This is a genomic window from Enterococcus sp. NBRC 3427, assembly GCF_007996925.1.
GTDB classification, from domain to species: domain Bacteria; phylum Bacillota; class Bacilli; order Lactobacillales; family Enterococcaceae; genus Enterococcus_B; species Enterococcus_B lactis.
In genome coordinates this window covers 47,653-73,787 of record NZ_BJLL01000007.1, presented here as the reverse complement: position 1 = coordinate 73,787, position 26,135 = coordinate 47,653, and the positions used below count along the sequence as shown (strand labels likewise).

Here is a 26,135-nt window from a genome sequence, read left to right as displayed (position 1 = left end):
AGCCAAAAGTGTTATTTACTTTTGTCCCTCGCTCTTTTTCCGGATAAACAGTGTTCTCCTACCAATTCCTCGGTCACAATTCACAATATTCATCAAACATGGGAAGCTGTTTTTTTAAAATTGTTCCTTGTGACTCGGAGCTGAACGGCAGGCTCACGACCTCTTTTATACTTGGTCCTATTTGTTCGAAATTCAGAAATAAAAGAAGATTTTTTTGTTTTTTTATCTGTAATGTACATATAAATAGTCGAAATCTGTTGTTATTATTAGCTTTACGTCAAAAAAATGTCTTGATTTATTGAAGCGCTTTCTATAGAATGAAAAACGAATAAAAACTAAAAAAGGCACCCGGCAATTTAGTAGCAGCTAAATCACCGGGGCTTGAAAAGTCAGCGGGAACTGACCAATCAAGTTGCCATAGTCAATGCTTGTGCATCGACGTGTATATTGTACCTAATTTCATACAGAATTACTAGTTATTTTTTCTGATTTTTTAGGGAATAATATACGCAGAGTGGCACGCTTATTTAGCTATGTCAAGGATATTGGACGGTTGTCTGATATCCTTTTTTCTTTGCGCAATTATCCTCCCATCATTGAAGCAAGAAGTATTTGTAGCAATGGAAAAAGAATCAGCACTATCTAATTTTCCTTGAAAGTATTGAGTTGTTCATCCTAGGCAGAACAAAAAGGCAAGCCTTGGTTTTTATTCGCCTTTAAAAAAGATGGTTTTATAAATATATACTGTATAAAAATACAGTATATTGAAAAATGTCAATGGAAGTAGAGGTGTAGGAAATGAAGAAAAAAATGAGAATCATCTTAGCATTAAGTGTTATGTTATTATTCTTGACGGCTTGTGGGCAAGAGGATGACGAAAAAATCACGTTGAACATGGCTTGGTGGGGTTCACAAGTTCGACACGATGCAACGGTAAAAGTAATCGAGCTTTACGAAGAAAAAAATCCTCATGTGACGATCGAGTATGAATTCTATGATTATGAAGGATATTACACAAAATTAGGTACGCTAGCAGCATCAAATGATATCTGGGATATTTTTCAATTAAATAATCAATTTCCTCAATACATCAATCAGATTGAACCATTAGATGAATATGTGGATCAAGGGATAATTGATGTTTCTAATGCGGATGAATCCTATTTGGCAACGACGATTTACGACGGACAATTAGTTGGACTGTCCAACGGGGTGAACTCGTTTGCGATTGCTTACAATAAAAATATATTTGAACAATTAGGTATCCCTGAACCTGCTTCCAATTGGACATGGGAAGAATTTGAGCAAATCAGCTATCAAATTACTGAAGAATTAGGGATCTATGCTATTTCAAGGTTCGAAGATTTTATAGCTGGCTGTATTATTCAAATACCGCAAGTTGAAAAAGGATTGAATTTTTATAATCAGGAGGATTTATCTAACAGCTTGGGATTCGAAAATCCGGATTATTTAACAGATTTTTTCCAGCTGCGTAAAAATCTGGTAGACAAAGGTGCCCATCCAGAACCGGGTGGTGGAGCTGCAAGTACGACAGATCTGTCTTTTCAGGCAGTTAGAGATAGCGAAGCAGCGATGATTTTTCTATCAAGTAACCAGTTGACAGAAATTTTGTCAGGCGCTCCTGAAGACATGGAAATTCGATTGATTAATCCCCCTCGCAGAAAAGCAGATGGAGAATCTGGTATTCCTTTACGTTCTTCGCAAATGCTGAGTATGGCAAGAAATTCAGCGCACAAAGAAGAAGCGGCTAAATTTATTGATTTCTTCCAAAACAGTGAAGAAGCCAATGAGATTTTAAAAGGAGAACGCGGTGTACCAATCATGTCCAATATTCGAGAACAACTCGCTCAGACAGATGATACAACTTTACAAGCGACATTCGACTATTTAGAAATGATCTCCGATATGGACAACGGTGAAGTAAACGTTTTTGATAGCGCTTTAAATCCGGAAATCCAAGATCAATACAATCTTTTAGTAGAAAAAGTTATCTATGAAGAAATGACGGCAGAAGAAGCAGCAGAGAGTCTTTATGAGTTTGCTTCAAACATTCTGGAATAGTAACAGGAGGAAAGCATGAAAAAAGAAAAACTAAAACGATTCATGAATCAAGATAACGTGGTCGGTTACGTATTTGCTTCTCCATTTATTCTAGGATTTCTATTGATAACGGTAATACCGATGATCTTGTCTCTTTATTATTCGTTCACCGATTATCGTCTGGGGAATCCAGTCTCATGGATCGGCTTGGATAATTATATAAAAATGCTAAGTGATGCTCGTTTTTTGAACTCCATTCGAGTTACTTTTCTCTATGTATTTGCCTCTGTGCCTGTGAAACTGATCTTTGGTCTATTGATTGCTTATCTTTTAACGAGAAATATCAAATGGACGACTTTCTTTCGTTCTTTGTATTATGTACCTAGTTTGATTGGCGGCAGTATTTCTATTGCTCTAGTGTGGCGGGAATTGTTTTCTAAAAATGGGTTAGTGAATATTTTTCTAGAACGACTAGGCGCACCAGCACTTTCCTGGTTTGGCGATCAAAAATTGGTCATGATCCCTCTTGTTTTGATGTCTGCTTGGCAATTCGGTTCGGCAATGATCATCTTTGCTGCAGGTATCAAAGAGATCCCAGCCTCGTATTATGAAGCGGCAGAGATCGATGGAGCGAATAAATGGCAGTCGTTTTACAAGATCACGCTACCTCTTCTTTCGCCAATCATTTTGTATAACTTAGTCATGCAGACGATTGCAGCGTTTATGACTTTCACGCAAGCGTTCATCATTACCCAAGGTGGTCCGAATGATGCCACGAACTTTTATGCTCTTTATGTGTATAACCAAGCATTCTCTTTTAATTCTATGGGGTATGCTAGTGCTATTTCGTGGATCATGCTGTTGATCATGGGCGCTGTTACCTTTCTGATTTTCAAATCATCACAAAAATGGGTCGTTGTGTGAACGGGAGGAGGAAAAAATGAATAAAACAGTAATGAAATGGTTCCAGTACGGGTTTATTTTGCTATTAGGTCTAGTCATGATTTATCCAGTCTTGTGGATGATCGCAGGTTCTTTTAAAACGGATCAAGAGATTCTGAGTGGTTCACTGAATTTGATTCCAGAAACTTTTCGATGGGAAAATTACGCAGAAGGATGGGCAGGTTTTGCTGGAATCTCATTTTTCACGTTCTTTAAGAATTCGTTTGTCATCTCTGCGGTATCAACGATCGGGACAGTGCTGAGCTCGACTTGTATTGCTTACGCATTATCGAGGATCGATTTCAAAGGAAAAAGGTTCTGGTTCGTCGTCATGTTAGTAACGATGATGATTCCTGCACAAGTGATTTTGATTCCGCAGTTTATTATTTACAATCGGCTGAATTTAGTTGGTACGTATGTGCCGCTGATTTTACCGCACTTTTTTGGACAAGCATTTTTTATTTATCAGATTATGCAATTCATGGTCGGTATCCCTAAAGAGTTAGATGAATCAGCGATTATTGACGGATGCAGCAAATATAGTGTCTTTACCAAAATTATTTTTCCTTTGCTAAAACCTTCGATCATCACCACGATCATTATCCAGTTTTATTGGAAATGGGATGACTTTATGGGACCGCTGATCTATTTGAACAAGCCGAGATCTTATACCGTATCGATTGCCATCAAATTATTTGCAGATGCTGGATCTAGCACGACTTATGCCAGTATGTTTGCGATGTCTACGCTGTCTCTGCTGCCGGTTTTTCTGATTTTCTTATTCTTCAATAAATATCTCGTCCAAGGAATCAGTACAAGCGGCTTGAAAGGCTGAATATGAAAAAGCCAATAGAGGAGATGTTTCTTTACAAGATCAACTACTATTTCTGTCGGATTTTTTTAACCAGTCTTATCAGTCATGGTCTTTTCGCTTTTTTCCTAGGATGTTTTTTTACTTTAGGATTAACGCTTTCTGCTCATGTTGTCTATCTGATTTATTTTTTGATGATGTATCCTGCTTATTATCTATCTGCCCATTATTTGGCGGAAAAGAAGGTAGGTTGGCGGAAAGAAAAAATCAAAAGGTTATGTTTCATTGTTGCGTTGTTTCAGCTGTTCGTTCTTATTTTTGCAGCTGATTGGTATTTGTTCATAGAAAAGGCTGATGCTTGGTATCTGATTCCTTTTCTATTGTGTCTGTTGCTTTTTGTATCCCATGGTTTTTTTAGTACGCTAATTGATGTCTGCAAAGAAGAGAAAGCAGATAGTCTTATTTATTTGATCAAAAGGAATATCTGGCTGTTGTCAAAAAATGTCAAAGGGTTTCTGTGGTATTTCTGTCTTTTGTATGGGCTGTTTTGGTGTATACAGTATGATTTTTTACTTGCTGCATTGCTGTATCCTGGACTGCCATTTGTCACAGCATGCTGGTTAAAAGAAAAGGAGAATGAGTTTAAATGAAGAAAAAATATGTACAAGTCGGTCTTGGCGGAAGAGCTCGCTTTTTTTATGAGGCAATTGCCTCTACGTATCATCAAACTTGTGAACTGGTCGGTTTTTGTGATGTGTCTCAAACAAGAATGGATTATGCAAATCGAGTACTTGTGAACAAGTATGGACAGAAGAAAGTAAAGACATGTATGCCATCGCAATTTGAACAGCTACTGGATGATGTACGTCCAGATGAAGTCATTATTACGTCAGTAGATCGAACGCATCATGATTATATCATCCGTGCAATGAGAAAAGGGTATGATGTTATTTGCGAAAAACCTCTGACTATTGATGAGGAAAAAGCGCAAGAAATAATAACTGTTCAAAAACAAACGGGAAGGAATCTGCGAGTCACTTTCAATTATCGTTATGCGCCATATCATACGAAGATAAAGGAACTGCTGGAAAAAGACATAATCGGCGATGTTTTCTCTATCCACTTTGAATGGTTGCTGAATACGCAGCACGGGGCAGATTATTTCAGAAGATGGCATCGAAATAAACACAATAGTGGCGGACTTCTCGTGCACAAATCTACCCATCATTTTGATCTGGTGAACTTTTGGTTGAGTAGCCATCCAAAAAAGGTATTCGCATTTGGTGGATTGAATTTTTATGGAATGCATAATGCGGAAAAACGCGGAGTAGAAACATTTTACAGTCGATGCTATGGAAGCGAACTAGCCAAAAATGATCCATTTGCTATAGATCTATCAGCCAATGAGGAATTACGAGAAATGTATTTGGAAGCAGAAGAAGACAGTGGATACATTCGTGATCGCAGTGTATTTTCTGATGATATCTCTATTGAAGATACATTAGGAGTGACAGTCAAATATGAGACTGGTACGATATTGACGTATTCGCTAAATGCGTATATGCCGTGGGAAGGATTCAATGTTTCTTTTAATGGCAGCAAAGGCCGGATCGAAATGAAAGTGATCGAAAAGTCCTATATCAACGCTGGTGGAGATAAAAAAGATGAGGGAGCAGCCGTTCTTCAGTCCATCCAGGTCTATCCGATGTTCGGTGAACCCTATGAGGTAATCGTTGAACAAGAAGCAGGCGGACATGGCGGAGGAGATCCACGTCTGTTGGATGATCTGTTTGGCGAAGTAAAGGAAGAAGATCCGTGGAATCGAGCAGCAACTCACGTAGATGGTATCCTGTCGATCTTGACAGGAATTGCAGCAAACCACTCTATTGCTTCCGGAAAAGCAGTGGCGATTGATGAACTTGTCAGCTTCAAGGAATAAGAAGGAATTTACGAAAATTATTTCCCGTACGTTATAAATCTGTGCGCTATTGCCGTAGATTGTCTTTGGAACACTGTTTATTCGAAAAAAGGGTTGTGGTACGTTTTTTTTCACAATCCTTTTTGTGTGGAATAGAATTTTTGGATAAGTGAAAATAAAAATAACTATTTAAACCCGAACAAAAAGGAGTAATGCATTAAAAATCATTAGATTTTACAAAAAAATAAGTAAACCACGTTGTCAGTTTCAGAAAGTAGTGTTAGACTATTTTCAATATTTGAAACAACATTCTTTATTCAAATATGTCAAACTGCCTTCACGTGCAAAACAGTTGCAAGAAAATGATTTTACACTATTATTAGTTTTACATACCTACTTATATATCGTCATAATATGGATGACAGTTTCTAGCCAGTACCGTAAATGCTGGACTATAAGTAAAAGATTGGCTATTTCACCCTTCTTTTCTTATGATAAAGTGGAGGGTGTTTTTCTTTAACAGAAACATAGTAGGTTTTTGCACAAAAGCGGTTTTTTGGTATTAATAAATGATAAAGGAGCAAATAAAGTGAAAGAATTAGTTGAACGTATTCAAAAAGACGGACGTATATTAGGCGAGGGCGTACTAAAAGTCGACAGTTTCGTCACTCACCAAGTAGACCCTGTATTGATGGAACAAATGGGACAACGGTTTGCAGAAGTATTTAAAGAACAAGGAATCACGAAAGTTGTGACCATTGAAGCTTCTGGGATCGCACCAGCTTTATTTGCTGCAAAAGAATTAGGTGTTCCAATGATCTTCGCCAGAAAAGCAAAAAGCTTGACGATGGATGAAGAATTATTGACGGCTTCTGTTTATTCTTTTACGAAACAAGTGACAAGTACGATTTCTATTTCTCGTAAATTCTTATCTTCAGAAGATAAAGTATTGATTATTGACGATTTCTTGGCAAACGGACAAGCGGCAAAAGGATTGATTGAATTATGCCAGCAAGCTGGAGCTCAAGTAGAAGGAATAGGGATCGTCATTGAAAAGTCTTTCCAAGATGGACGTCAGTTGCTTGAAGAAATGGGATTGAGAGTCGTTTCTCTTGCACGTATCGCTTCCTTGACGAATGGACAAGTTGAGTTTCTTGAGGAGGACGCATAATCGTGGAAAAAGAAACACAAAATGGAAAAGCCGCGGTTTTAGGGCTGCAGCATCTGTTAGCGATGTATGCAGGAGCAGTAGCGGTGCCTCTTTTGATCGGTACAGGACTAGGCTTTAATCAAGAACAGATGACTTACTTGATTTCAATTGATATCTTTATGTGTGGATTAGCAACATTATTGCAATTGACCGTTAACCGATTTTTCGGAATTGGCTTGCCTGTTGTTTTAGGATGTGCAATCCAAGCAGTAGCTCCGCTGATCTTGATCGGAACTAATGAAGGAGTAGGAGCTATTTATGGATCTATTATCGCTTCAGGTATCTTTGTCGTGTTAGTTTCAGGTATCTTTTCTAAAATCAAGAAATTATTCCCGCCTTTAGTAACAGGAACGGTTATCACCGTTATTGGTTTGACATTGATTCCAGTAGCAATTGAAAAAATGGGTGGCGGTAATGCAACAGCGGCTGATTTTGGTGACAAAACAAATCTACTACTTGCATTTGTGACGATTCTCCTCATTGTAGGTGTGCAAATGTTGGCAAAAGGGTTCATTCGTTCCATCGCGGTATTGATTGGTTTAGTCGGTGGAAGCATCTTAGCTGCTTTCATGGGAATGATCGATCTGAGTGCGATTGGAGATGCACCGTTGTTCCATGTCCCACAACCCTTTTATTTTGGTAAGCCAACTTTTGATGTATGGTCGATTTTACTGATGATCATCATTTCTATGGTCAGCATGGTAGAATCAACGGGTGTATATTTTGCGCTTGGTGACATTACTGGGAAGAATGTTGGAGAAGAAGAATTGAAAAAAGGATATCGTGCAGAAGGACTTGCCGTTATCTTAGGCGGTATTTTTAATACATTCCCTTACACAGGCTTTTCTCAAAATGTCGGATTGGTTCAACTTTCGGGTATCAAAACGAGAAAACCTATCTACTTCTCTGCGTTCTTCTTGATTGTTTTAGGATTATTCCCTAAAATCGGTGCGCTAGCACAAATCATTCCTGAGCCGGTACTTGGTGGAGGAATGTTAGTCATGTTCGGGATGGTGGCAGTCCAAGGAATCCGTATGCTGTTGGAAGTTGATTTCAGCAATGATAAAAATCTATTGATTGTTGCTGTTTCTGTTGGATTTGGGCTAGGTTTCAATATTACGCCGACATTATTCAGTCAAATGCCTCAAACATTGCAAATGTTCACTGGCAATGGCATCGTAATGAGTAGTATTACGGCTATCATATTGAATCTGATCTTTAATGGTTTAAAAAAAGATGAAGAAATAGTAGAAGAAGCCTTCAAAAAATAATGAAGTAAAAGAAAAGTTGTGAAACCAGCGTTTTGAGTGAATATCGAGGGTCAGCTGATTGAATACCATTTATACTAAAAAAAAGGATGTGACATCACTTTTGTCACATCCTTTTTTATGTATTAGACAAACACGAACAATAAAATGATTTTCTTTATTAATATTCGAAATTTCTTTGACATCAAAAAATACGATTGTTAAAATATGGGTGTAGAAAAACTGGGAGGAAAAACAATGACAGCAAAAATCTCTGTGATTATGGGGAGTACTTCAGATTGGGAAACAATGAAAGAAGCATGTCAAATATTGGAAGAATTCGGTGTGTCTTATGAAAAAAAAGTCGTTTCTGCTCATCGCACACCAGATTTGATGTTTGAATATGCACAAAGCGCTCGAGAAAAAGGAATCAAAATCATTATTGCAGGAGCAGGTGGAGCCGCCCATCTACCGGGGATGGTTGCGGCAAAAACAACTTTGCCGGTTATCGGCGTACCGGTCCAATCACGAACATTAAATGGTTTAGATTCGCTTCTGTCGATTGTTCAAATGCCTGGAGGCGTGCCTGTGGCTACTACGGCAATCGGAAAAGCTGGAGCAATTAATGCTGGACTACTTGCGATACAGATGCTTTCCATGTATGATTTAGAATTGGAGGCTAAATTGGCTGAAAGACGTTCAATGTTGGCTAAAACTGTTATAGAAAGTAGTGATCAACTTGGTTAAACCTTTGTTGCCTGGTTCAACGATCGGGATCGTCGGCGGCGGTCAATTAGGTCGTATGATGGCGATTAGTGCAAAAGAAATGGGCTTTAAAGTAGGTGTGCTGGATCCTGTAAGTGATTGTCCAGCCGCACAAGTTGCAGATTGGCACATTGAAAGTGTCTATGATGACACCTTTGCGCTGAAAGAGCTTGCTAGAAGAACAGATGTCATTACCTATGAATTTGAAAATGTCAGTGTAGAGGCGCTAAATGCGATCTTACCCATGTCATTTATTCCTCAAGGGACAGACTTGCTTGCGATTACGCAAGACCGCCTATTGGAAAAATCTTTTTTGGAAACGAACAACATCGTGATTGCTCCTTATGCAACGATCGTCAGTCCGACAGATATCCAAGATGCGATTGACGGGATCGGTTATCCCTGCGTTTTGAAAACCACTCGAGGCGGTTATGATGGCAAGGGGCAGTATGTTTTGAAAAGTCGGGCAGACTTGGCCCCTGCAATGGATCTTTTAAGAGAAGGAACCTGTGTTTTAGAAGCTTGGATCCCATTTGAAAAAGAAATTTCGATCATGGTGGCAGGAAATGGACAAGGAGATTTCACAACTTTTCCGGTCGTGGAAAACATCCATCGAAACAATATTCTGCACGAAACGATTGCTCCAGCCGCGATTGATCAGGATGTGGTCGAGGAGGCTGAGCGTATTGCCCGTGTGATTGCAGAAGCAGTAAGCCTTTCAGGTGTTTTAGGGGTAGAAATGTTTTTAACAAAAACAGGCGGGCTATATGTGAATGAATTAGCTCCTCGTCCTCACAATTCTGGACATTATTCTATCGAAGCTTGTTCTATGAGTCAGTTCGATGCCCATATTCGAGGTATTTGCGGCTGGCCATTAGGAGAAAAAGTGCGTCTGACAAGCAATGCAGTGATGGTCAATGTTTTGGGAGAACAACTGTTGGAAAGCTATCGCTTGATTGAGAATAAGCCAGACTGGCAATTCCATTTCTATGGAAAAAAACAAGCGAAAAAAGGTCGCAAGATGGGACATATCACTATCTTGACAGAAGACATCCAGCAAACGCTGGAAGAAATCAAACAAACGAATATTTGGGATTAGAGGAGAAAAAACATGTTAGAACGTTATACACGCCCTGAAATGGGGAATATCTGGACGGAAGAGAACAAATACCGTGCGTGGCTCGAAGTCGAGATTTTAGCAGATGAAGCTTGGGCAGAACTTGGTGAAATCCCGCAAGAAGATGTGAAAAAAATCCGTGAGCATGCATCATTTGATATCGATCGGATCTTGGAAATCGAAAAATCAACACGCCATGATGTCGTTGCTTTTACACGAGCAGTTTCTGAAACATTGGGAGAAGAAAGAAAATGGGTCCATTATGGTCTAACAAGTACGGATGTCGTAGATACTGCTTATGGCTATCTCATCAAGCAAGCAAATGATATTTTACGGGCAGACTTGAAACGTTTTACGGAAATCATTGGCGAAAAAGCAAAAGAACACAAATATACAGTGATGATGGGTCGAACACACGGTGTCCATGCTGAACCAACTACTTTTGGATTGAAACTTGCCACATGGTATTCAGAAATGAAACGGAACATCGAACGATTCGAACATGCGGCAAAAGGAGTAGAAGCAGGAAAAATCTCAGGAGCAGTGGGGACGTTCGCAAATATCCCGCCATTTATTGAAGAGTATGTATGTAAACAATTGGGGATCCGTCCGCAAGAAATCTCTACTCAAGTTCTCCCTCGGGATCTCCATGCTGAATATTTCTCAGCGATGGCGCTTATTGCTACAAGTATTGAACGCTTTGCAACAGAGATACGCGGATTGCAAAAGTCTGAAACACGTGAAGTAGAAGAGTTTTTTGCGAAAGGTCAAAAAGGTTCTTCTGCTATGCCACACAAAAGGAATCCGATCGGTTCAGAAAATATGGCTGGTCTAGCCAGAGTGGTGCGCGGACACATGGTCACTGCCTATGAAAATGTCACATTATGGCATGAAAGAGATATTTCTCATTCTTCAGCCGAACGAATCATCTTGCCTGATACCACGATTTTATTGAATTACATGTTAAATCGTTTTGGCAATATCGTTAAAAATCTAACGGTCTTTCCTGAAAACATGAAGCGGAATATGTCTGCAACATTTGGTTTGATTTATAGCCAGCGCGTTATGCTGAAATTGATCGATAAGGGAATGACAAGAGAAGAAGCTTATGATCTTGTTCAGCCAAAAACTGCGTACGCTTGGGACAACCAAGTTCAGTTCCGCCCGCTGTTAGAAGAAGATCCGACCATCACATCGGTATTATCTAAAGAAGAAATAGACGATGCCTTTGATTATCATCATCATTTGAAAAACGTTGACGTGATATTCAAACGAGTAGGTTTGGAATAAAGAAGAGTGAGTTGCAAAATTCAATTAAAATAGAATAGCAAAAATAACCAAAAAAGAAGCAGATCCGTTAGCGGTTCTGCTTCTTTTAGTTTATTATGTTTTCTTATCAATAATAGGAACCTGATTTTAAAAGCGACTACCTCTTTACATACAAAAAATAGAGGAATTAAGCGTAAATGGCTTGGCTATTATAACTAAAATGCTGGTTATGGAGATGTTGCAGCAAATTTTCGAGAAAAGTATATTCCATCTCTTGTCCATTAAATAAGATCTGGATACGATAGTGATTTTTGAAACGTTTCTGTTCGTGGATCTGACTGATTAAAAGTTCGCCTTTGTGTTCTGTCCGATAACTAAAAGTCCTTTTACGGCATTCAGCGCAACGCTTAGCTGCTCGGCGGATTTTCCGAAAGGTATAAAAACTAGTATCTTTATTGCATAAATAAACGTCTTTGATTGACAATAAATCATTATATAGACAGGAACGTTCTTCAGCCGTTAATTCTGATAAAAAAAGCTGACCTTGTTTTATTGCATCTTCCATCGGCAAGTGCCTCCTCGATCCAGTTATCCAAATTTTTAGTTAATTTCAATATACCATCATTATATATAAATGTAAACGCTTGTTGATGAGGGAATTTTTACACTTACAACAAAACACGAACATTAAAAGAATCTAATGCCTTTGATGTACATATTTATATTGATTTCTAAAAAGATGATTGTTAAAATTCAAAGTGAAAACACGAACAAAAATCGATGTATTTGCTTTCAATGTAAATAAAAAGGAGAGTCAGACATGGAGAAAAAAGAACTTCTGTACGAAGGGAAAGCCAAAAAATTATATCTTACCTCTGATGAAAACTTGATTTGGGTAGAATACTTAGATCAGGCGACTGCGTTGAATGGCGCGAGGAAAGATCAGATAAGTGGGAAAGGAGAATTGAATAATCAAATCACAAGTACGATTTTCCGCTATCTGACCCAGCGAGGAATAAAAAATCATTTTATTGAACAATTGTCTAAAACCGAACAATTAGTAAAAAAAGTACAAATCATCCCTCTGGAAGTGGTTATCCGAAATATTGCAGCAGGAAGTTTCTCAAAACGTCTAGGTGTTCCTGAAGGCAAAAAATTAATCGAGCCAATCGTTGAATTCTACTATAAGGATGATCAGTTGGATGATCCTTTTGTCAATGAAGAGCATATCTATTTCTTGCAACTGGCAAAACCGGAAGAAATCAGTGAGCTGAAAACCCAAGCATTAGCTATCAATAAAATTTTGATCGAATTATTCGCTAAGGTTGGTCTGGTTTTAGTAGATTTCAAGCTAGAGTTTGGTCGGTCGAATGAAAAAATATTACTTGCGGACGAAGTAACACCGGATACTTGCCGATTATGGGATGAACGTACGAATGAACATATGGACAAAGACGTTTACCGCAGAGGCTTAGGTGATCTGATTCCAGTCTATCAAGAAGTATATAACCGTCTATCGGAACTAACTGAAGAAAAGGAGCGAGTATGATGTATTTCGTAAAAGTTTATGTAACCTATAAAGATTCAGTGTTAGATCCTCAAGGAGAGGCAGTAAAAAAAGCAGTCCATCGTATGGGATATGAAACAATCGAAGATATCCGTATCGGAAAATACTTTGAGATACAACTTGCTGATACAGAAGAACCAATCGATACAGTGATTGAAACGATTTGTGACAAGTTGCTTGCAAATGTAAATATGGAAACATACCGATATGAAATCAAAAAAATGGAGGAAGTATAACATGAAATTTGCGGTCATCGTTTTTCCAGGTTCAAATTGTGACGCAGATATGTTATGGGCAGTTCGCGAGATCATGGGCGCTGATGCTGAATTTGTACGGCATGATGAGTCCTCTTTAGAAGGATTTGATGGGGTTTTACTGCCGGGAGGATTCTCCTATGGTGACTATTTGAGATGCGGTGCGATTGCTCGGTTTTCTACAATCATGGAAGAAGTGATTCGTTTTGCTGAAGAAGGGAAACCCGTATTCGGTACATGTAATGGATTCCAGATATTGACAGAAGCTGGACTATTGCCAGGTGTACTGAGACGAAATGAGTCTCTGCATTTTATTTGTAAAACTGTACCATTGAAAGTCAATCCTAAGACGGCCTTTACTTCAGAATATGAAGCAGATGAAATAATCTCTCTTCCAGTTGCTCACGGGGAAGGAAATTATTTCTGTGACGAAGAAACACTTGAAGAACTAAAGGAAAATAATCAGATCGTCTTTACTTATAATGACAACATCAACGGCAGCGTGGAAAACATTGCAGGGATTACGAATAAAGCGGGGAATGTGTTAGGAATGATGCCTCATCCAGAACGTGCAGTAGAAGACTTGCTAGGATCAGAAGATGGGAAACGGTTCTTTGCTTCCATTTTAAAAAACTTCGGAAAGGTGACCGTATAGATGAAAACATTGAATGAACCGACAGCTGAAGAGATCAAGAAAAAAAGAATCTATGCCGAATGGGGATTGACTGATGAAGAATATCGAATGATCGAAGAAGATATCTTAGGAAGAATGCCTAATTATACGGAAACTGGACTGTTTTCTGTTATGTGGAGCGAACATTGTTCCTATAAAAATTCTAAACCGGTTCTACGCAAATTTCCTACTAGTGGACCTCATGTCTTGCAAGGCCCTGGAGAAGGCGCAGGTATCGTCGACATCGGTGATGGACTAGCAGTTGTCTTCAAAGCAGAAAGTCACAACCATCCCTCAGCCGTGGAGCCTTATGAAGGAGCTGCGACAGGAGTTGGCGGAATCATCAGAGATATTTTCAGCATGGGGGCTCGTCCGATTGCGTTGCTAGATTCATTGAGATTCGGCGAATTAGATAATCCAAAAACAAAATATTTACTAGAAGAAGTAGTTGCAGGTATCGGCGGATATGGCAATTGTATCGGCATACCGACTGTAGGTGGTGAAATTGCATTTGATCCTTGTTATGAAGGAAATCCATTAGTCAATGCAATGTGTGTAGGTTTGATTGAACACAAAGATATCCAGAAAGGGCAAGCCGCTGGTGTCGGCAATTCGATCATGTATGTAGGAGCAAAAACAGGTCGCGACGGCATCCACGGCGCAACTTTTGCCTCAGAAGAATTTAGTCAAGAAGAAGAACAGCAACGTTCTGCTGTACAAGTAGGCGATCCTTTTATGGAAAAGCTGCTGCTTGAAGCGTGTTTGGAATTAATCTTGCATCATTCGGATTCTCTAGTAGGTATACAGGATATGGGAGCAGCAGGACTTGTTTCATCTAGTGCGGAAATGGCTTCAAAAGCTGGTTCAGGACTTATATTGACATTAGACGAAGTCCCACAAAGAGAAACTGGAATGACGCCTTATGAAATGATGCTATCGGAATCACAAGAACGGATGTTGATTTGTGTCAAATCAGGAGAGGAAGAAAAAATCCAAGAACTATTTCAGAAGTATGATCTAGATGCAGTCACTATCGGTAAAGTAACAGACGACGGGCAATATCGTCTATATCATCAAGGGAAAGAAGTAGCGAATCTGCCAGTCGATGCGCTGGCTGAAGATGCGCCAGTCTATCATAAAGAGATGAAAGAACCAGCTCGAATCGCAGTTTTTCAGCAGTTGGCCCCTTATCAGCCGGTTATTGAAGAACCTGGACAAGTATTGCTTGATCTGTTGCAACAACCGACGATTGCTTCGAAACGTTCAGTCTACGAAACTTATGATTCACAAGTACAAACCAATACAGTTGTCTGTCCAGGAAGCGATGCGGCTGTGATGAGAGTCAGAGGGACGAACAAAGCATTAGCGATGACCACAGACTGCAACGCTCGCTATCTCTATTTGGATCCAAAAGTCGGAGGACAGATAGCAGTGGCAGAAGCAGCTAGAAATATCATTGCTAGCGGTGGTAGACCCTTGGCGATCACCGACTGCTTGAACTATGGTTCTCCTGATAAACCTGAAGTTTTTTGGGAATTATCGACTTCAGCTGACGGCATTGCTGCTGCGTGTGAAACGTTAGGAACTCCTGTTATTTCAGGAAATGTCTCTTTATATAATGAAACGGACGGTCAAGCAATCTATCCAACACCGATGATCGGTATGGTCGGATTGATCGAGGATCATGAACATATCACTACTCAGGAATTCAAAAAATCAGGGGATCTAATCTATATATTAGGCAAGACGTTTGCAGATTTTGATGGCAGTGAATTACAAAAGATGCAACTTGGAAGAATCGAAGGGGTGATTCGAAACTTTGATCTAGCCGTTGAAAAGAAAAACCAGGAGTTAGTATTGACAGCCATCCAAAACGGATTGATCGAAAGTGCCCATGACTGTTCAGAAGGTGGCTTGGCAATTGCACTGGCAGAATCAGCTTTCAAATATCAGCTAGGTTTATCTGTGCAGTTTGGCTTGCCCTCTGCTCAATTGTTTGCAGAAACTCAATCAAGATTTGTATTGACAGTTGCACCGGAAAACCAGACACGATTCGAAGAAATGATGGGAGATGCTGCTGTTTTAGCAGGTAAGGTGACGGATGAAGCGATAATCGAAATTTCAGCAACTGACGGTCAAATCAAAATAGAAACAGCAGTAGCAAGAAAGTGCTGGGAGGATGCAATCGTATGTCTTATGAAGTGAAGAGTTTAAATGAAGAATGCGGAATCTTCGGTGTTTGGGGTCATCCAGACGCCGCTAGTGTGGCATACTTCGGGCTCCATAGTCTTCAGCATCGAGGACAAGAAGGTGCGGGTATCGTGTCCAATGATCGAGGAAAACTCATGGGTCATCGAGATCTGGGTCTACTTTCTGAGGTATTCAAAGATGAAAGAAAATTGCAGCAGTTAACAGGAGAAGCTGCAATCGGACATGTACGTTATGCAACAGCAGGCAATGGAAGTGTGGACAATATTCAGCCTTTTCTATTCAAATTTCATGATCAGTCGATCGGCTTAGCGCATAATGGTAACCTGATCAATGCTCGTTCCCTTAGAAAAGAGTTAGAGGAAAATGGGGCGATCTTCCATTCCAACTCCGATACGGAGATATTGATGCATTTGATCCGACGAAGTGAAGAAACAGATTTTTTAAATAAATTGAAAAGTGCTTTAAATGAAGTCAAAGGTGGCTTTGCCTATTTATTAATGACAGAAACGGCAATGATTGCCGCTTTGGACCCAAATGGGTTTCGTCCATTAGCAATCGGACAAATGAAAAACGGAGCATACGTGATTGCCTCGGAAACTTGTGCATTAGAAGTTATTGGGGCACGTTTTATAAGAGATGTCCAGCCTGGTGAGATAGTGATCATCAATGACGAAGGAATCCAGATTGATTGCTTTACGAAGGACACGCAGCTTTCTATTTGTTCGATGGAATATATCTATTTTGCCAGACCGGATTCAAATATCGCAGGAATCAATGTGCATACTGCACGGAAAAATATGGGACGGAATTTAGCGAAAGAATCGCCAGTAAAAGCAGACATGGTCGTTGGTGTACCTAATTCTTCTTTGTCAGCCGCAAGCGGTTATGCAGAAGCTAGCGGTATCCCTTACGAAATTGGATTAGTAAAAAATCAATACATTGCCCGAACATTTATCCAGCCGACGCCAGAGCTAAGAGAGCAAGGCGTCCGAATGAAATTATCTGCTGTACGCGGGGTAGTGGAAGGGAAAAAGGTGATTATGGTTGATGATTCGATCGTTCGGGGCACGACAAGCAGACGGATCGTCCATCTTTTGAAAGAAGCAGGAGCAAAAGAAGTACATGTGAGGATTGCTTCTCCTCCTTTGAAATATCCATGTTTTTATGGGATTGATATTCAAACGCGTAAAGAACTCATTGCGGCCAATCACACGATTGATGAAATCAAAGAATGTATCGGTGCCGATTCTTTAGGTTTTTTAAGTGAAGAGGGTCTGATCGAATCGATCGGTCTGGAAAAAGATGCTCCGTATTCAGGATTGTGTATGGCTTATTTCAACGGAGATTATCCGACGCCGTTATATGACTATGAAGAAAAATATCAGGAATCACTAAAAGAAAAAGTATCGTTCTTTTAAAAGCAAATCAAGAAGGGAGCATATGAAGCCAATGGCAAATGCATACGCAAAAGCTGGCGTAGATGTCGAAGCTGGATATGAAGTAGTAGAACGGATCAAGAAGCATGTCAAAAAAACGGAACGATTAGGTGTGATGGGCGCTATAGGAGGATTCGGCGGCTGTTTCGATTTATCGGTCTTTCAATTAAAAGAGCCAGTCCTTGTTTCGGGGACCGATGGTGTAGGGACGAAATTAGCAGTGGCAATCGAAGCAGACCAACACGACACGATTGGAATCGACTGCGTAGCGATGTGTGTCAATGATATCTTAGCACAAGGCGCAGAGCCGTTGTATTTCTTAGACTACTTAGCAACGGGGAAAAATGATCCGACACGTTTAGAAAATGTAGTAAAAGGTGTAGCGGATGGGTGTGTTCAAGGAAATATGGCACTGATCGGCGGAGAGACAGCTGAAATGCCCGGTATGTACTCAGGAAATGATTATGATCTAGCCGGATTTGCTGTAGGGATAGCTGAAAAATCTCAATTACTGACAGGAGAAACAATCAATCCAGGAGACGTGTTGCTTGGAATAGCATCTAGCGGAATCCATTCAAATGGGTACTCTCTTGTTCGCAAAATTTTCTTTGATCAGCAGCAGTTTTCTTTATCATCAAAACTGCCAGAATTGAAAAAAACACTTGGAGAAGTATTACTTGAACCAACGAAAATCTATGTTTCTGCCTTGCTTCCTCTGATCAAAGAAAAGAAAATCAAAGGAGCTGCACATATCACTGGTGGAGGGTTTGTAGAAAATATCCCGCGAATGTTACCAGAATCTATGGCTGCTGAAATCAAACTTGGCACATGGCCGATTCTTCCGATCTTCGGCTGTTTACAAAAATATGGTGAGATTCCTATGATGGAGATGTATGAAATATTCAATATGGGCATTGGGATGGTCTTAGCAGTCGAGGAAGCAAAAGTAAAAGAAATAGTACACGAGATTGAGCAAGCTGGCGAAAAAGTTTATGAAATCGGAAAAGTGATCGCCAAAGAAAAACATCGTGTGGTGTTTACAGGAGAAGAACGATGAGAATCGCTGTTTTTGCTTCTGGAAACGGAAGCAACTTTCAAGCGCTAGCCGATTATCTATCGAAAAAAGGATTGGAAGCTTCGATTGACTGGTTGTTTTGTGATCAGCCTGCAGCATATGTTTTGAAACGTGCAGTCGCATTGAATGTACCGACAGATTGTTTTTCACCTAAAGAATTTGACTCCAAAAAAGAGTATGAAGAAGCGATTTTGCATAAATTGAAAGAAAAAAAGATCGATTTGATTGTATTAGCTGGATACATGCGAATCATTGGACCAGTATTGCTGGAAAATTATGATAAAAGAATCATCAATATCCATCCATCTCTTTTACCTGCATTCCCTGGTTTGCATGGCATTCGTGATGCATTTGAAGCTGGAGTAAAAGAAACGGGTGTCACCATTCATTATATCGACCAAGGTGTAGATACTGGACCAATCATCCGGCAGGAAAAAGTGAGGATCGAACAGGAGGACACGTTCGATTCTTTAGAAGAAAAAATCCATAGAGTAGAGCATCGAATCTATCCAGAAGTGATTAGTGAAATTATTGAAAATGGAGGCTATCTGAAATGACAAGAGCATTGATCAGTGTATCAGATAAAACTGGGATTGTAGCATTTGCCCAAGGTTTGATTGAACAAGGAGTAGAAATCATTTCAACAGGAGGAACAAAGCATACGTTGGATCAAGCTGGGATCAAAACGCTTTCGATCGAAGAAGTGACAGGGTTTCCTGAAATGATGGATGGCCGTGTCAAAACACTTCATCCTAAAATCCATGGTGGTCTTTTAGGAAGACGCGATCTCCCTAGCCATATGGAGGCAATGGAAACGGGAAATATCCAACCAATCGACTTTGTTTGTGTTAATTTATATCCTTTCAAAGAAACGATTATGAAACCAGATGTCGAAATAGCAGAAGCTATTGAAAACATTGATATCGGTGGTCCTAGTATGCTCCGTAGTGCAGCAAAAAACCATGAATTTGTCACCGCTGTTGTTGATCCATCTGACTATGAAGAAGTACTTTCAGAATTACGTCAGTATGGGCATACTTCATTTTCTTTCAGACAAAAACTAGCGGCAAAAGTCTTTCGTCATACTGCTGCATATGATGCATTGATCGCTCAATACTTAACGGATTGGGTGGAAGAAAAAGAACCGGAAAAATTGACACTTACGTATGAACGAAAACAAACGCTTCGTTACGGTGAAAATAGCCATCAAGCCGCTGCCTTTTATCAGTCCGCTCTTCTGGAAAAATATTCGATCGCAGCAGCAAAACAACTCCATGGGAAAGAACTTTCTTATAATAATATCCGAGATGCAGATGCTGCGTTACGGATCATGAAGGAATATGACGAGCCAACGGTAGTCGCCTTGAAACACATGAATCCTTGTGGTATTGGGACAGCATCTACGATTTTAGAAGCGTGGGAAGCAGCGTATGAAGCAGATCCTGTTTCAATCTTTGGTGGGATCATCGTTTTGAATCGAGAAGTAGATCTGCCAACAGCAGAACAGATGCATAAGCTGTTTCTAGAAATCATCATTGCTCCTTCTTATACAAAAGAAGCTTTGGAATTACTGCAAAAAAAGAAAAATATCCGATTACTGACAGTAGACTTTGCGCAAGAAGAAAATCAAAATCGAGAAGAAACGGTCTCAGTCTTAGGTGGACTTCTTGTACAAGATCAAGATCTGGCAATGGAAAACGAAGAAGAGTGGAAAGTCGTGACAAAACGTAAGCCAACTCCAGCAGAAGCAAAAGCATTGGCGTTTGCTTGGAAAGCTGTCAAACATGTGAAATCTAATGCGATCGTGCTGGCAAACGAACGTCAGACAGTAGGAATCGGAGCCGGGCAGATGAATCGAGTCGGTTCAGTAAAAATTGCGATTGAACAAGCGCAAGAGAAAATGGAAGGTGCAATTTTAGCTAGCGATGCTTATTTTCCAATGGATGATTCGGTTGAATATGCAGCCAAACATGGTATAAAAGCAATCATTCAGCCAGGCGGAAGTATCAAAGACCAAGATTCTATTGATATGGCGAATAAATACGATCTAGCAATGGTCTTTACTGATGTTCGGCATTTTAGACATTAGAGAGGAGTCGGATAAATGAACATTTTGGTGATCGGTGCAGGTGGTCGTGAACATGCAATAAGTAAAAAACTTTTAGACAGTCCGAAGGTGGATACTGTGTATTGTGCGCCAGGAAATCCTGGGATGGCAAAGGATGGCATCAATTGTATCGCTATCAGTGAACAAGATCATTCAGCATTAATTCATTTTGTTAAGAATGAGGCTATTGATTGGAGTATCGTTGGTCCTGAAGTTCCTTTATTAAATGGGATCGTCGATGATTTTATGGCAGAAGGATTGAAAATCTTCGGTCCGACAAAAGCAGCAGCTCTGATCGAAGGTTCGAAAAGTTTTGCTAAACAATTGATGGATACTTATCAAATCCCGACAGCTAAATCCAGAAGTTTTGAATGTTACGAAAAAGCAGCAGCGTATATCAAAGAAAACGGTGCGCCAATCGTAGTGAAAGCGGATGGCTTAGCAGCTGGAAAAGGTGTAGTCGTGGCTACAACAGTGAAGGAAGCGCTGGATGCGGCAGAACAAATGTTGAACCAGCATCGATTTGGCGACAGCAGCAAAAAAATCGTCGTAGAAGAGTTTTTGGCAGGAGAAGAATTCTCCCTTTTGGCGTTTGTCCGTGATACCAAGGTGTATCCTATGGTCATTTCGCAAGATCATAAGCGGGCATTTGATAACGATAAAGGGCCAAATACAGGCGGAATGGGTGCTTATTCACCAGTACCGCAAATTCCAAAAAAGATGATTGAAAAAGCTGTGGAAGAAGTTTTAAAACCAGCGGCTTTGGGAATGAAAGAACTAGGACGCTCTTTCACGGGTGTTTTATATGCGGGTTTGATTGCTACGAAGGAAGGACCAAAAGTGATCGAATTCAATGCACGTTTCGGTGATCCTGAAACGCAAGTCGTTCTTTCTCGGTTGAAGAGTGACTTTGCGCAAGTAATCGATGATTTATTAGAAAATCGTGCAGTAGAGTTAAAGTGGCAGCAAGAAGGATACAATGTAGGCGTTGTGGTGGCAGCTACCGGTTACCCCGAAGAATATGAGACAGGAATGGTTCTACCAGATTTTCTGGAAGAAGAGCTTTCTGTTTACTATGCTGGAGTTTCCTCAAATAACGGCAAACTAGTTGGAACAGGAGGACGCCTTTATCTAGTAGAAGCATACGGTGAGACGATCAAAGAAGCACAGGAAAAAATCTACACCGCGTTAATGGATAAAACGACAGATGGAACATTTTATCGTACAGATATTGGAGAAAAAGCTGCCAATAGCGAACTGGTCGTGAAGTAAATCAGCTGCTTCCATTTATAATAAAATACAACAAATATAGTCGGAAGTGCCGATTTTAGTGAAGCCTTTTCATAAAGAGTGTGGTACACTTTTGTTGTGTATATAAATAAGGAGGAGTTCAGATGAAAAAAGTTCAATTAGGTACTTCTGATCAGAAAGTAGCTGCAGTAATCTTAGGCTGTATGCGTATCAACAATGCGGAAGATCCAGTAAAAGTGATTGAGACAGCTTATGAAAACGGCATTGATTTTTTTGACCATGCAGATATTTATGGAAACGGTGAATGTGAAGAAATCTTTGCAGATGCTCTAGCAAAAACATCAATCAAACGAGAAGATCTTTTTATTCAAACAAAATGTGGAATCGTTCCAGGTGTGATGTTTGATTTTTCTAAAAAACATATCATTGAATCTGTGGAAAAAAGTTTGACCCGTCTGAAAATGGATTATGTGGATGCTTTACTTCTTCATCGTCCAGATACATTGGTGGAACCAGAAGAGGTAGCTGAAGCGTTTGATGAATTGGAACGATCAGGTAAAGTCCGTTATTTTGGTGTCAGCAATCAAAAACCAATGCAAATCGAATTGCTGAAAAAATATGTTCGTCAACCATTAGTAGCTAATCAGCTGCAATTTGGCTTGAAACATACTGGAATGATCGATCAAGGGATTCATGTCAATATGACAGATGAAGCAAGTATCGACCATGATGGTAGTGTACTTGATTATTCCCGTTTGCATGATATGACGATTCAAGCGTGGTCGCCATACCAGTATGGATTTTTTGAAGGTGTATTTATCGGGAACGAAAAATTCCCTGAATTAAACCAAACATTAGAAGAACTAGCAGCTAAATATCAAACGACACCAACTGGCTTGGCTTCTGCTTGGATTTTGCGCCATCCAGCCAATATGCAAGTAATCGCCGGTACGATGAACGTAGGGCGAATCAAGGAAATCGCTCAAGCATCAGAAATTAATATGTCTCGGGAAGATTGGTACGAATTGTACCGTGCTGCTGGAAACATTTTACCTTAAAAGTTGTCATAAGTAGGTGAACGGTGCGATCAATTAAAAAGGCGGAATATCTTGAAAGCTATTTTCAGCTTCGAGATATTCCGTCTTTTTTTAATGGCCAACGGGAAAGAGTATCACTATACGGATTTTATTTATTATTTATTATTTATTTTTGTTTTCAAGGAAAAGCTGTGTCCGATATTCTTTTGGGGAAATCCCTTGTTTTTTCTTAAATAAATAACTGAAATAGTTAGGGTCATTATAACCAATCTCAAAAGCAATATCTGAGATACGATAGTCTGATTGCTGTAATAATTTTTTTGCTAATTCGATTCTTTGTTCTGTCAGATAATCGATGAATGTTTGGTTAAACGATTGAGAAAAAATCGTACTGAAATGAGAGGGGCTTAATGCAACTTGTTGAGCGACCCAAGTTAAGGACATATCTGGATCGGTAAAATTTTCTTTGATAAAATCCAATGCATGGTTCAAAATTGGCTGATATTTGTTCCTTGAAGGCTGTGAGGGCAGAGCAGTTAAGAAAGAAATGAACATATAAACAGTCGAACGGTAAAGCGAGTCGTCGGCGCTGATTGCTAAGTGTTGACTGGTGGATGTGCAATGAACCATTTCTTGCGGGATTTCCTTTTCTTTCAGGCGGACATGCTGGAGTAGCTTAGTCAAGACAAATAAACGATATAATCGTGTTCGAGTTGGTGTGCCTTGTGGTTTCGTCAAGTGTTCGATGTACTTAGATACTTCGTTTTTCGATAATGAAGACAAATCAAGTGAGAGATCAAAGTAAAAGACAGAATCAACTGGAAGTTTCGCTTCTTTAATCAAATCCTCATAGCTGATAATTTGATCTTTAAGGGAACTGGCGGTTTCAAGTATCATCTGCGTGATCTCAAAAGATGCAGGTAATTCGCTGATTCTTTCTGCGACAGGACCGATGGCGACAGAAAAATTATTTTTTTGTCCCTTTTCTAATTCATGGACCAACGTTTGGGCTACCTGATAACTGGTCTCGATCACATTTTCTTCAAGAGGATCAACTATTAAAAATTTAATGAATCGAGAGGAAACAGCAGAAAAAATCACTTGTTGATTCTCCCTAAATAAAAACTTCAAATAATCACTGAGATGAGCGTAATCTTCAAAGTCTGTACTGACTTGGTTTGCTGCTAATAATACGGTCATTTTTTTCCCTGCTAAAGAGCGATTGAAAGATTCAGCAAGTTTCAATGTTTCACTAATCGTAAGTGAGCCTTTGAACAAACCGTTCAAGAAATGATTTTTTTTCAATTCGAAAACAAGATCAGAAGAAGGGGGCGTTTCCTTTTGCTGCAAGTCTAAAGCAGTCACTGCTTTTTCTATTGCTTGTTTCAATTCGTTGCTTTTAATTGGTTTAAGTAGATAATCATCTGCCTGTACTTGGATTGCCCCTTTCATATAATCGAAATCGTCGAATCCGCTAATAAATATGAGGCGAGTCCAAGGAAGCAGTTTCCTTGCTTCTTTTGAAAAAGTTAAACCGTCCATGAATGGCATTTGGATATCAGTCAGAATGATATCGGGCTGTAAGTCGATAATCGAAGACAGTGCCATCTCGCCATCTCCAGCTTCCCCGACATAAGTGATTGGATAATAAGAACCAAGGGCAGTTATTTGTTCCCGCAAGTTATTGCGAATGAGGTATTCGTCTTCGATGATAAAAACTTTATACATGTTTGTTTCCTCCAATTGTTTTGGGAGATATAGGAATCGTCAATGTGACAGTTGTCCCTTCTCGGTATTTGCTGTCAATCGTGATAGGTTTTTGATTATTTCCATAATAGAGAAGGAGACGCTTGTTTACGTTGTAAAGCCCGTAGCCGATACTGAAATCTGAATCGATCCCTTTGGCTAACTCTTTACGTATTTCTGCTAGTTTTTCTGCAGGAATGCCAATCCCGTTGTCTATGACTTTGAATTGGATCATTTCGTCGATTTTGCATGCAGTAATACGGATAAATCCTTTGTGACGAACGTACTTTGTTCCATGGTACACAGCATTTTCAATCAATGGCTGCAAGATCATCTTTAAAATAGAAACAGGAAAAAGTGTTTCTGGTATATCGATCTTATAGTCAAGCATATGTCCATATCTTATTTTTAAAATGACCAGATAATCATTGATATGGCTGATTTCTTTTTCAAGAGGAATCCAGTCTTGTCCTTTGCTTAAAGACGTACGAAAAAAGCCGGAAAGTGCATGGGTCATAGTCAGAGCTTCTTCAAAGCAGTCTTGTTCGATCAAAGAAATGATGGCATCCAAACTGTTATAAATAAAATGGGGAGTGATCTGAGCTTGCAATACACGAACTTCACTTTGTGCTAAATGGTATTGTTTCAAAGCATTCTCCCGTAAAGACTGGTTTAGATCTTCCGCCATTTTGTTCATACTAGCGGTAAGTGTCTGTAGTTCTTGTGTTTCTGGCATGTTTAAACGAAATCCAAGATTTCCTGAAGAAAGCTGTTCGGACATTGTGATCAGCTGATTGATTGGCTCTTGGACCTTTTGTTCTAAAAAGCGACGATTCTTTTTCGCATAGAAAAAAATAGTACTAAGAACCCCCAATTCGACTATCGTTAATAAAATGAGCGAGCGGACAAGCGTCGTATTTTTTTGACTTGCTAAGTCGATTTCCACACGAACAAAATCCTGTAAAATATCTGACAGTAGTTGAGTGACAGAATCTACCTGATTGATGATCTGCTCATTGGTATCCATAAAATCTTCTGCCAAGATATGATGAATGAGCTCAGTTTGATAATCTTCCAATGTATCGATCGTACGTAACGATACATCTAACGTACTAATTTCTTTAAGTGTATTTGTATTATTTTTGATCTCTCGAATATCATTCCTAAGTTCTTCTAGGATATTTTCCTCATTGAACTCATCTACGGTTACTTGGCCAGAAATCAAGTCCCACATACTTTCCAAAACTTTTTGATCAACCTTCAAAGCAATTGCATCTGCTTTTTGGATATTTGCGATCGTTTGTTGATAAATCAAAAGCTGCTGCGAATATAACAGTATGCTCAGTAGCAAAGGGATAACAGCAAATAGAAGCATGGCTTTGTTTGCTTGGGCAAAAATCTGTTTTATGCTTAAATTTTTTGTCATGATACTTCTCCA

The 26,135-nt window shown here is 39.5% G+C and carries 23 protein-coding genes and 1 riboswitch; of the genes, 20 read left to right on the top strand and 3 right to left on the bottom strand.

The genetic code is table 11. From position 1 onward, the window contains the following. Positions 1–798 precede the first annotated feature (798 nt). From ESP02_RS02975 to purB, 10 genes are all read left to right on the top strand, one after another. Entirely contained in the window at positions 799–2,082 is a 1,284-nt protein-coding gene (locus tag ESP02_RS02975) for an ABC transporter substrate-binding protein (RefSeq protein ID WP_002374388.1), read from the top strand. Between the two features lie 15 nt (positions 2,083–2,097). Next, on the top strand, positions 2,098–2,985 hold the full coding sequence (locus ESP02_RS02970) for a carbohydrate ABC transporter permease (RefSeq protein ID WP_002374390.1): 888 nt from the start codon (positions 2,098–2,100) through the stop codon (positions 2,983–2,985). A gap of 16 nt (positions 2,986–3,001) precedes the next feature. After that, a complete protein-coding gene (locus ESP02_RS02965; protein WP_002292245.1) occupies positions 3,002–3,838 on the top strand; it encodes a carbohydrate ABC transporter permease in 837 nt (278 codons plus the stop codon). Between the two features lie 2 nt (positions 3,839–3,840). Then, positions 3,841–4,464: a hypothetical protein gene (locus ESP02_RS02960; protein ID WP_002374395.1), complete on the top strand. Its 624-nt coding sequence runs from the start codon at positions 3,841–3,843 to the stop codon at positions 4,462–4,464. Beyond that, positions 4,461–5,753, top strand: a complete 1,293-nt coding sequence (locus ESP02_RS02955; RefSeq protein WP_002374401.1) for a Gfo/Idh/MocA family protein — start codon at positions 4,461–4,463, stop codon at positions 5,751–5,753. The genes ESP02_RS02960 and ESP02_RS02955 overlap by 4 nt, the downstream gene beginning before the upstream one ends. A 356-nt stretch (positions 5,754–6,109) precedes the next feature. Then, positions 6,110–6,207, top strand: a riboswitch (purine riboswitch). A 114-nt stretch (positions 6,208–6,321) separates the two neighbouring features. Continuing rightward, positions 6,322–6,903: a xanthine phosphoribosyltransferase gene (locus ESP02_RS02950; RefSeq protein ID WP_002292242.1), complete on the top strand. Its 582-nt coding sequence runs from the start codon at positions 6,322–6,324 to the stop codon at positions 6,901–6,903. Positions 6,904–6,905: 2 nt separating this feature from the next. After that, the gene (locus ESP02_RS02945) at positions 6,906–8,213 is read left to right on the top strand and encodes a nucleobase:cation symporter-2 family protein (RefSeq protein ID WP_002292241.1); all 1,308 of its coding nucleotides are present in this window, start codon (positions 6,906–6,908) and stop codon (positions 8,211–8,213) included. Between the two features lie 234 nt (positions 8,214–8,447). Continuing rightward, positions 8,448–8,936, top strand: coding sequence for a 5-(carboxyamino)imidazole ribonucleotide mutase (gene purE, locus ESP02_RS02940; RefSeq protein ID WP_002315162.1), 489 nt, complete (start codon positions 8,448–8,450; stop codon positions 8,934–8,936). Then, positions 8,929–10,053, top strand: coding sequence for a 5-(carboxyamino)imidazole ribonucleotide synthase (gene purK, locus ESP02_RS02935; RefSeq protein WP_025478491.1), 1,125 nt, complete (start codon positions 8,929–8,931; stop codon positions 10,051–10,053). The genes purE and purK overlap by 8 nt, the downstream gene beginning before the upstream one ends. Positions 10,054–10,065: 12 nt before the next feature. Beyond that, positions 10,066–11,361: an adenylosuccinate lyase gene (gene purB / locus ESP02_RS02930; RefSeq protein ID WP_002374404.1), complete on the top strand. Its 1,296-nt coding sequence runs from the start codon at positions 10,066–10,068 to the stop codon at positions 11,359–11,361. 166 nt (positions 11,362–11,527) lie between these two features. Here the strand turns inward: purB and ESP02_RS02925 are convergent, their stop codons facing one another. Next, positions 11,528–11,905: a hypothetical protein gene (locus ESP02_RS02925; protein ID WP_038398851.1), complete on the bottom strand. Its 378-nt coding sequence runs from the start codon at positions 11,903–11,905 to the stop codon at positions 11,528–11,530. 255 nt (positions 11,906–12,160) lie between these two features. Here ESP02_RS02925 and purC point away from each other — a divergent pair, with 255 nt between their 5' ends. The 10 genes from purC (at position 12,161) to ESP02_RS02875 (ending at position 22,972) form a co-directional block, all read left to right on the top strand. Beyond that, a complete protein-coding gene (purC, locus tag ESP02_RS02920) occupies positions 12,161–12,889 on the top strand; it encodes a phosphoribosylaminoimidazolesuccinocarboxamide synthase (RefSeq protein ID WP_002374406.1) in 729 nt (242 codons plus the stop codon). Next, on the top strand, positions 12,889–13,143 hold the full coding sequence (gene purS / locus ESP02_RS02915; RefSeq protein ID WP_002309490.1) for a phosphoribosylformylglycinamidine synthase subunit PurS: 255 nt from the start codon (positions 12,889–12,891) through the stop codon (positions 13,141–13,143). The genes purC and purS overlap by 1 nt, the downstream gene beginning before the upstream one ends. A gap of 1 nt (position 13,144) precedes the next feature. Continuing rightward, positions 13,145–13,816, top strand: a complete 672-nt coding sequence (gene purQ / locus ESP02_RS02910; RefSeq protein ID WP_002292228.1) for a phosphoribosylformylglycinamidine synthase subunit PurQ — start codon at positions 13,145–13,147, stop codon at positions 13,814–13,816. Beyond that, positions 13,817–16,039, top strand: a complete 2,223-nt coding sequence (purL, locus tag ESP02_RS02905; protein ID WP_038398854.1) for a phosphoribosylformylglycinamidine synthase subunit PurL — start codon at positions 13,817–13,819, stop codon at positions 16,037–16,039. Next, positions 16,024–17,463 carry an amidophosphoribosyltransferase gene (gene purF, locus ESP02_RS02900; protein ID WP_002374411.1) on the top strand — a complete coding sequence of 480 codons (1,440 nt, stop codon included), beginning with the start codon at positions 16,024–16,026 and terminating at the stop codon, positions 17,461–17,463. The genes purL and purF overlap by 16 nt, the downstream gene beginning before the upstream one ends. Positions 17,464–17,485: 22 nt before the next feature. Beyond that, positions 17,486–18,538, top strand: a complete 1,053-nt coding sequence (gene purM, locus ESP02_RS02895; RefSeq protein ID WP_002374417.1) for a phosphoribosylformylglycinamidine cyclo-ligase — start codon at positions 17,486–17,488, stop codon at positions 18,536–18,538. Beyond that, positions 18,535–19,113 (top strand): phosphoribosylglycinamide formyltransferase, encoded by a 579-nt coding sequence (gene purN / locus ESP02_RS02890; protein ID WP_002374419.1) that lies wholly within the window; start codon positions 18,535–18,537, stop codon positions 19,111–19,113. Before purM ends, purN begins: the two co-directional genes overlap by 4 nt. Beyond that, positions 19,110–20,645 (top strand): bifunctional phosphoribosylaminoimidazolecarboxamide formyltransferase/IMP cyclohydrolase, encoded by a 1,536-nt coding sequence (purH, locus tag ESP02_RS02885; RefSeq protein ID WP_002374421.1) that lies wholly within the window; start codon positions 19,110–19,112, stop codon positions 20,643–20,645. Before purN ends, purH begins: the two co-directional genes overlap by 4 nt. A 15-nt stretch (positions 20,646–20,660) precedes the next feature. After that, positions 20,661–21,935, top strand: coding sequence for a phosphoribosylamine--glycine ligase (gene purD, locus ESP02_RS02880; RefSeq protein WP_002374423.1), 1,275 nt, complete (start codon positions 20,661–20,663; stop codon positions 21,933–21,935). Between the two features lie 122 nt (positions 21,936–22,057). Further along, positions 22,058–22,972, top strand: a complete 915-nt coding sequence (locus ESP02_RS02875) for an aldo/keto reductase family oxidoreductase (protein ID WP_002374427.1) — start codon at positions 22,058–22,060, stop codon at positions 22,970–22,972. Positions 22,973–23,113: 141 nt separating this feature from the next. Here ESP02_RS02875 and ESP02_RS02870 read toward each other — a convergent pair whose 3' ends face one another. Together ESP02_RS02870 and ESP02_RS02865 are read right to left on the bottom strand one after the other, a co-directional pair. Continuing rightward, positions 23,114–24,679, bottom strand: a complete 1,566-nt coding sequence (locus ESP02_RS02870; RefSeq protein ID WP_002374429.1) for a response regulator — start codon at positions 24,677–24,679, stop codon at positions 23,114–23,116. Then, complete coding sequence (locus ESP02_RS02865) at positions 24,672–26,123, bottom strand: sensor histidine kinase (RefSeq protein ID WP_002374432.1); 1,452 nt, start codon at positions 26,121–26,123, stop codon at positions 24,672–24,674. The genes ESP02_RS02870 and ESP02_RS02865 overlap by 8 nt, the downstream gene beginning before the upstream one ends. Positions 26,124–26,135: the final 12 nt, after the last annotated feature.

Coding starts and splice junctions, on each gene's coding strand:
- ESP02_RS02975 (WP_002374388.1), top strand. CDS start 799: ATGAAGAAAAAAATGAGAATCATCTTAGCATTAAGTGTTATGTTATTA.
- purM (WP_002374417.1), top strand. CDS start 17,486: ATGAAGCCAATGGCAAATGCATACGCAAAAGCTGGCGTAGATGTCGAA.
- purH (WP_002374421.1), top strand. CDS start 19,110: ATGACAAGAGCATTGATCAGTGTATCAGATAAAACTGGGATTGTAGCA.
- purF (WP_002374411.1), top strand. CDS start 16,024: ATGTCTTATGAAGTGAAGAGTTTAAATGAAGAATGCGGAATCTTCGGT.
- purC (WP_002374406.1), top strand. CDS start 12,161: ATGGAGAAAAAAGAACTTCTGTACGAAGGGAAAGCCAAAAAATTATAT.
- ESP02_RS02970 (WP_002374390.1), top strand. CDS start 2,098: ATGAAAAAAGAAAAACTAAAACGATTCATGAATCAAGATAACGTGGTC.
- purS (WP_002309490.1), top strand. CDS start 12,889: ATGTATTTCGTAAAAGTTTATGTAACCTATAAAGATTCAGTGTTAGAT.
- purQ (WP_002292228.1), top strand. CDS start 13,145: ATGAAATTTGCGGTCATCGTTTTTCCAGGTTCAAATTGTGACGCAGAT.
- ESP02_RS02965 (WP_002292245.1), top strand. CDS start 3,002: ATGAATAAAACAGTAATGAAATGGTTCCAGTACGGGTTTATTTTGCTA.
- purD (WP_002374423.1), top strand. CDS start 20,661: ATGAACATTTTGGTGATCGGTGCAGGTGGTCGTGAACATGCAATAAGT.
- ESP02_RS02960 (WP_002374395.1), top strand. CDS start 3,841: ATGAAAAAGCCAATAGAGGAGATGTTTCTTTACAAGATCAACTACTAT.
- purL (WP_038398854.1), top strand. CDS start 13,817: ATGAAAACATTGAATGAACCGACAGCTGAAGAGATCAAGAAAAAAAGA.
- ESP02_RS02865 (WP_002374432.1), bottom strand. CDS start 26,123: ATGACAAAAAATTTAAGCATAAAACAGATTTTTGCCCAAGCAAACAAA.
- ESP02_RS02925 (WP_038398851.1), bottom strand. CDS start 11,905: ATGGAAGATGCAATAAAACAAGGTCAGCTTTTTTTATCAGAATTAACG.
- purN (WP_002374419.1), top strand. CDS start 18,535: ATGAGAATCGCTGTTTTTGCTTCTGGAAACGGAAGCAACTTTCAAGCG.
- ESP02_RS02875 (WP_002374427.1), top strand. CDS start 22,058: ATGAAAAAAGTTCAATTAGGTACTTCTGATCAGAAAGTAGCTGCAGTA.
- ESP02_RS02870 (WP_002374429.1), bottom strand. CDS start 24,679: ATGTATAAAGTTTTTATCATCGAAGACGAATACCTCATTCGCAATAAC.
- purB (WP_002374404.1), top strand. CDS start 10,066: ATGTTAGAACGTTATACACGCCCTGAAATGGGGAATATCTGGACGGAA.
- purE (WP_002315162.1), top strand. CDS start 8,448: ATGACAGCAAAAATCTCTGTGATTATGGGGAGTACTTCAGATTGGGAA.
- ESP02_RS02955 (WP_002374401.1), top strand. CDS start 4,461: ATGAAGAAAAAATATGTACAAGTCGGTCTTGGCGGAAGAGCTCGCTTT.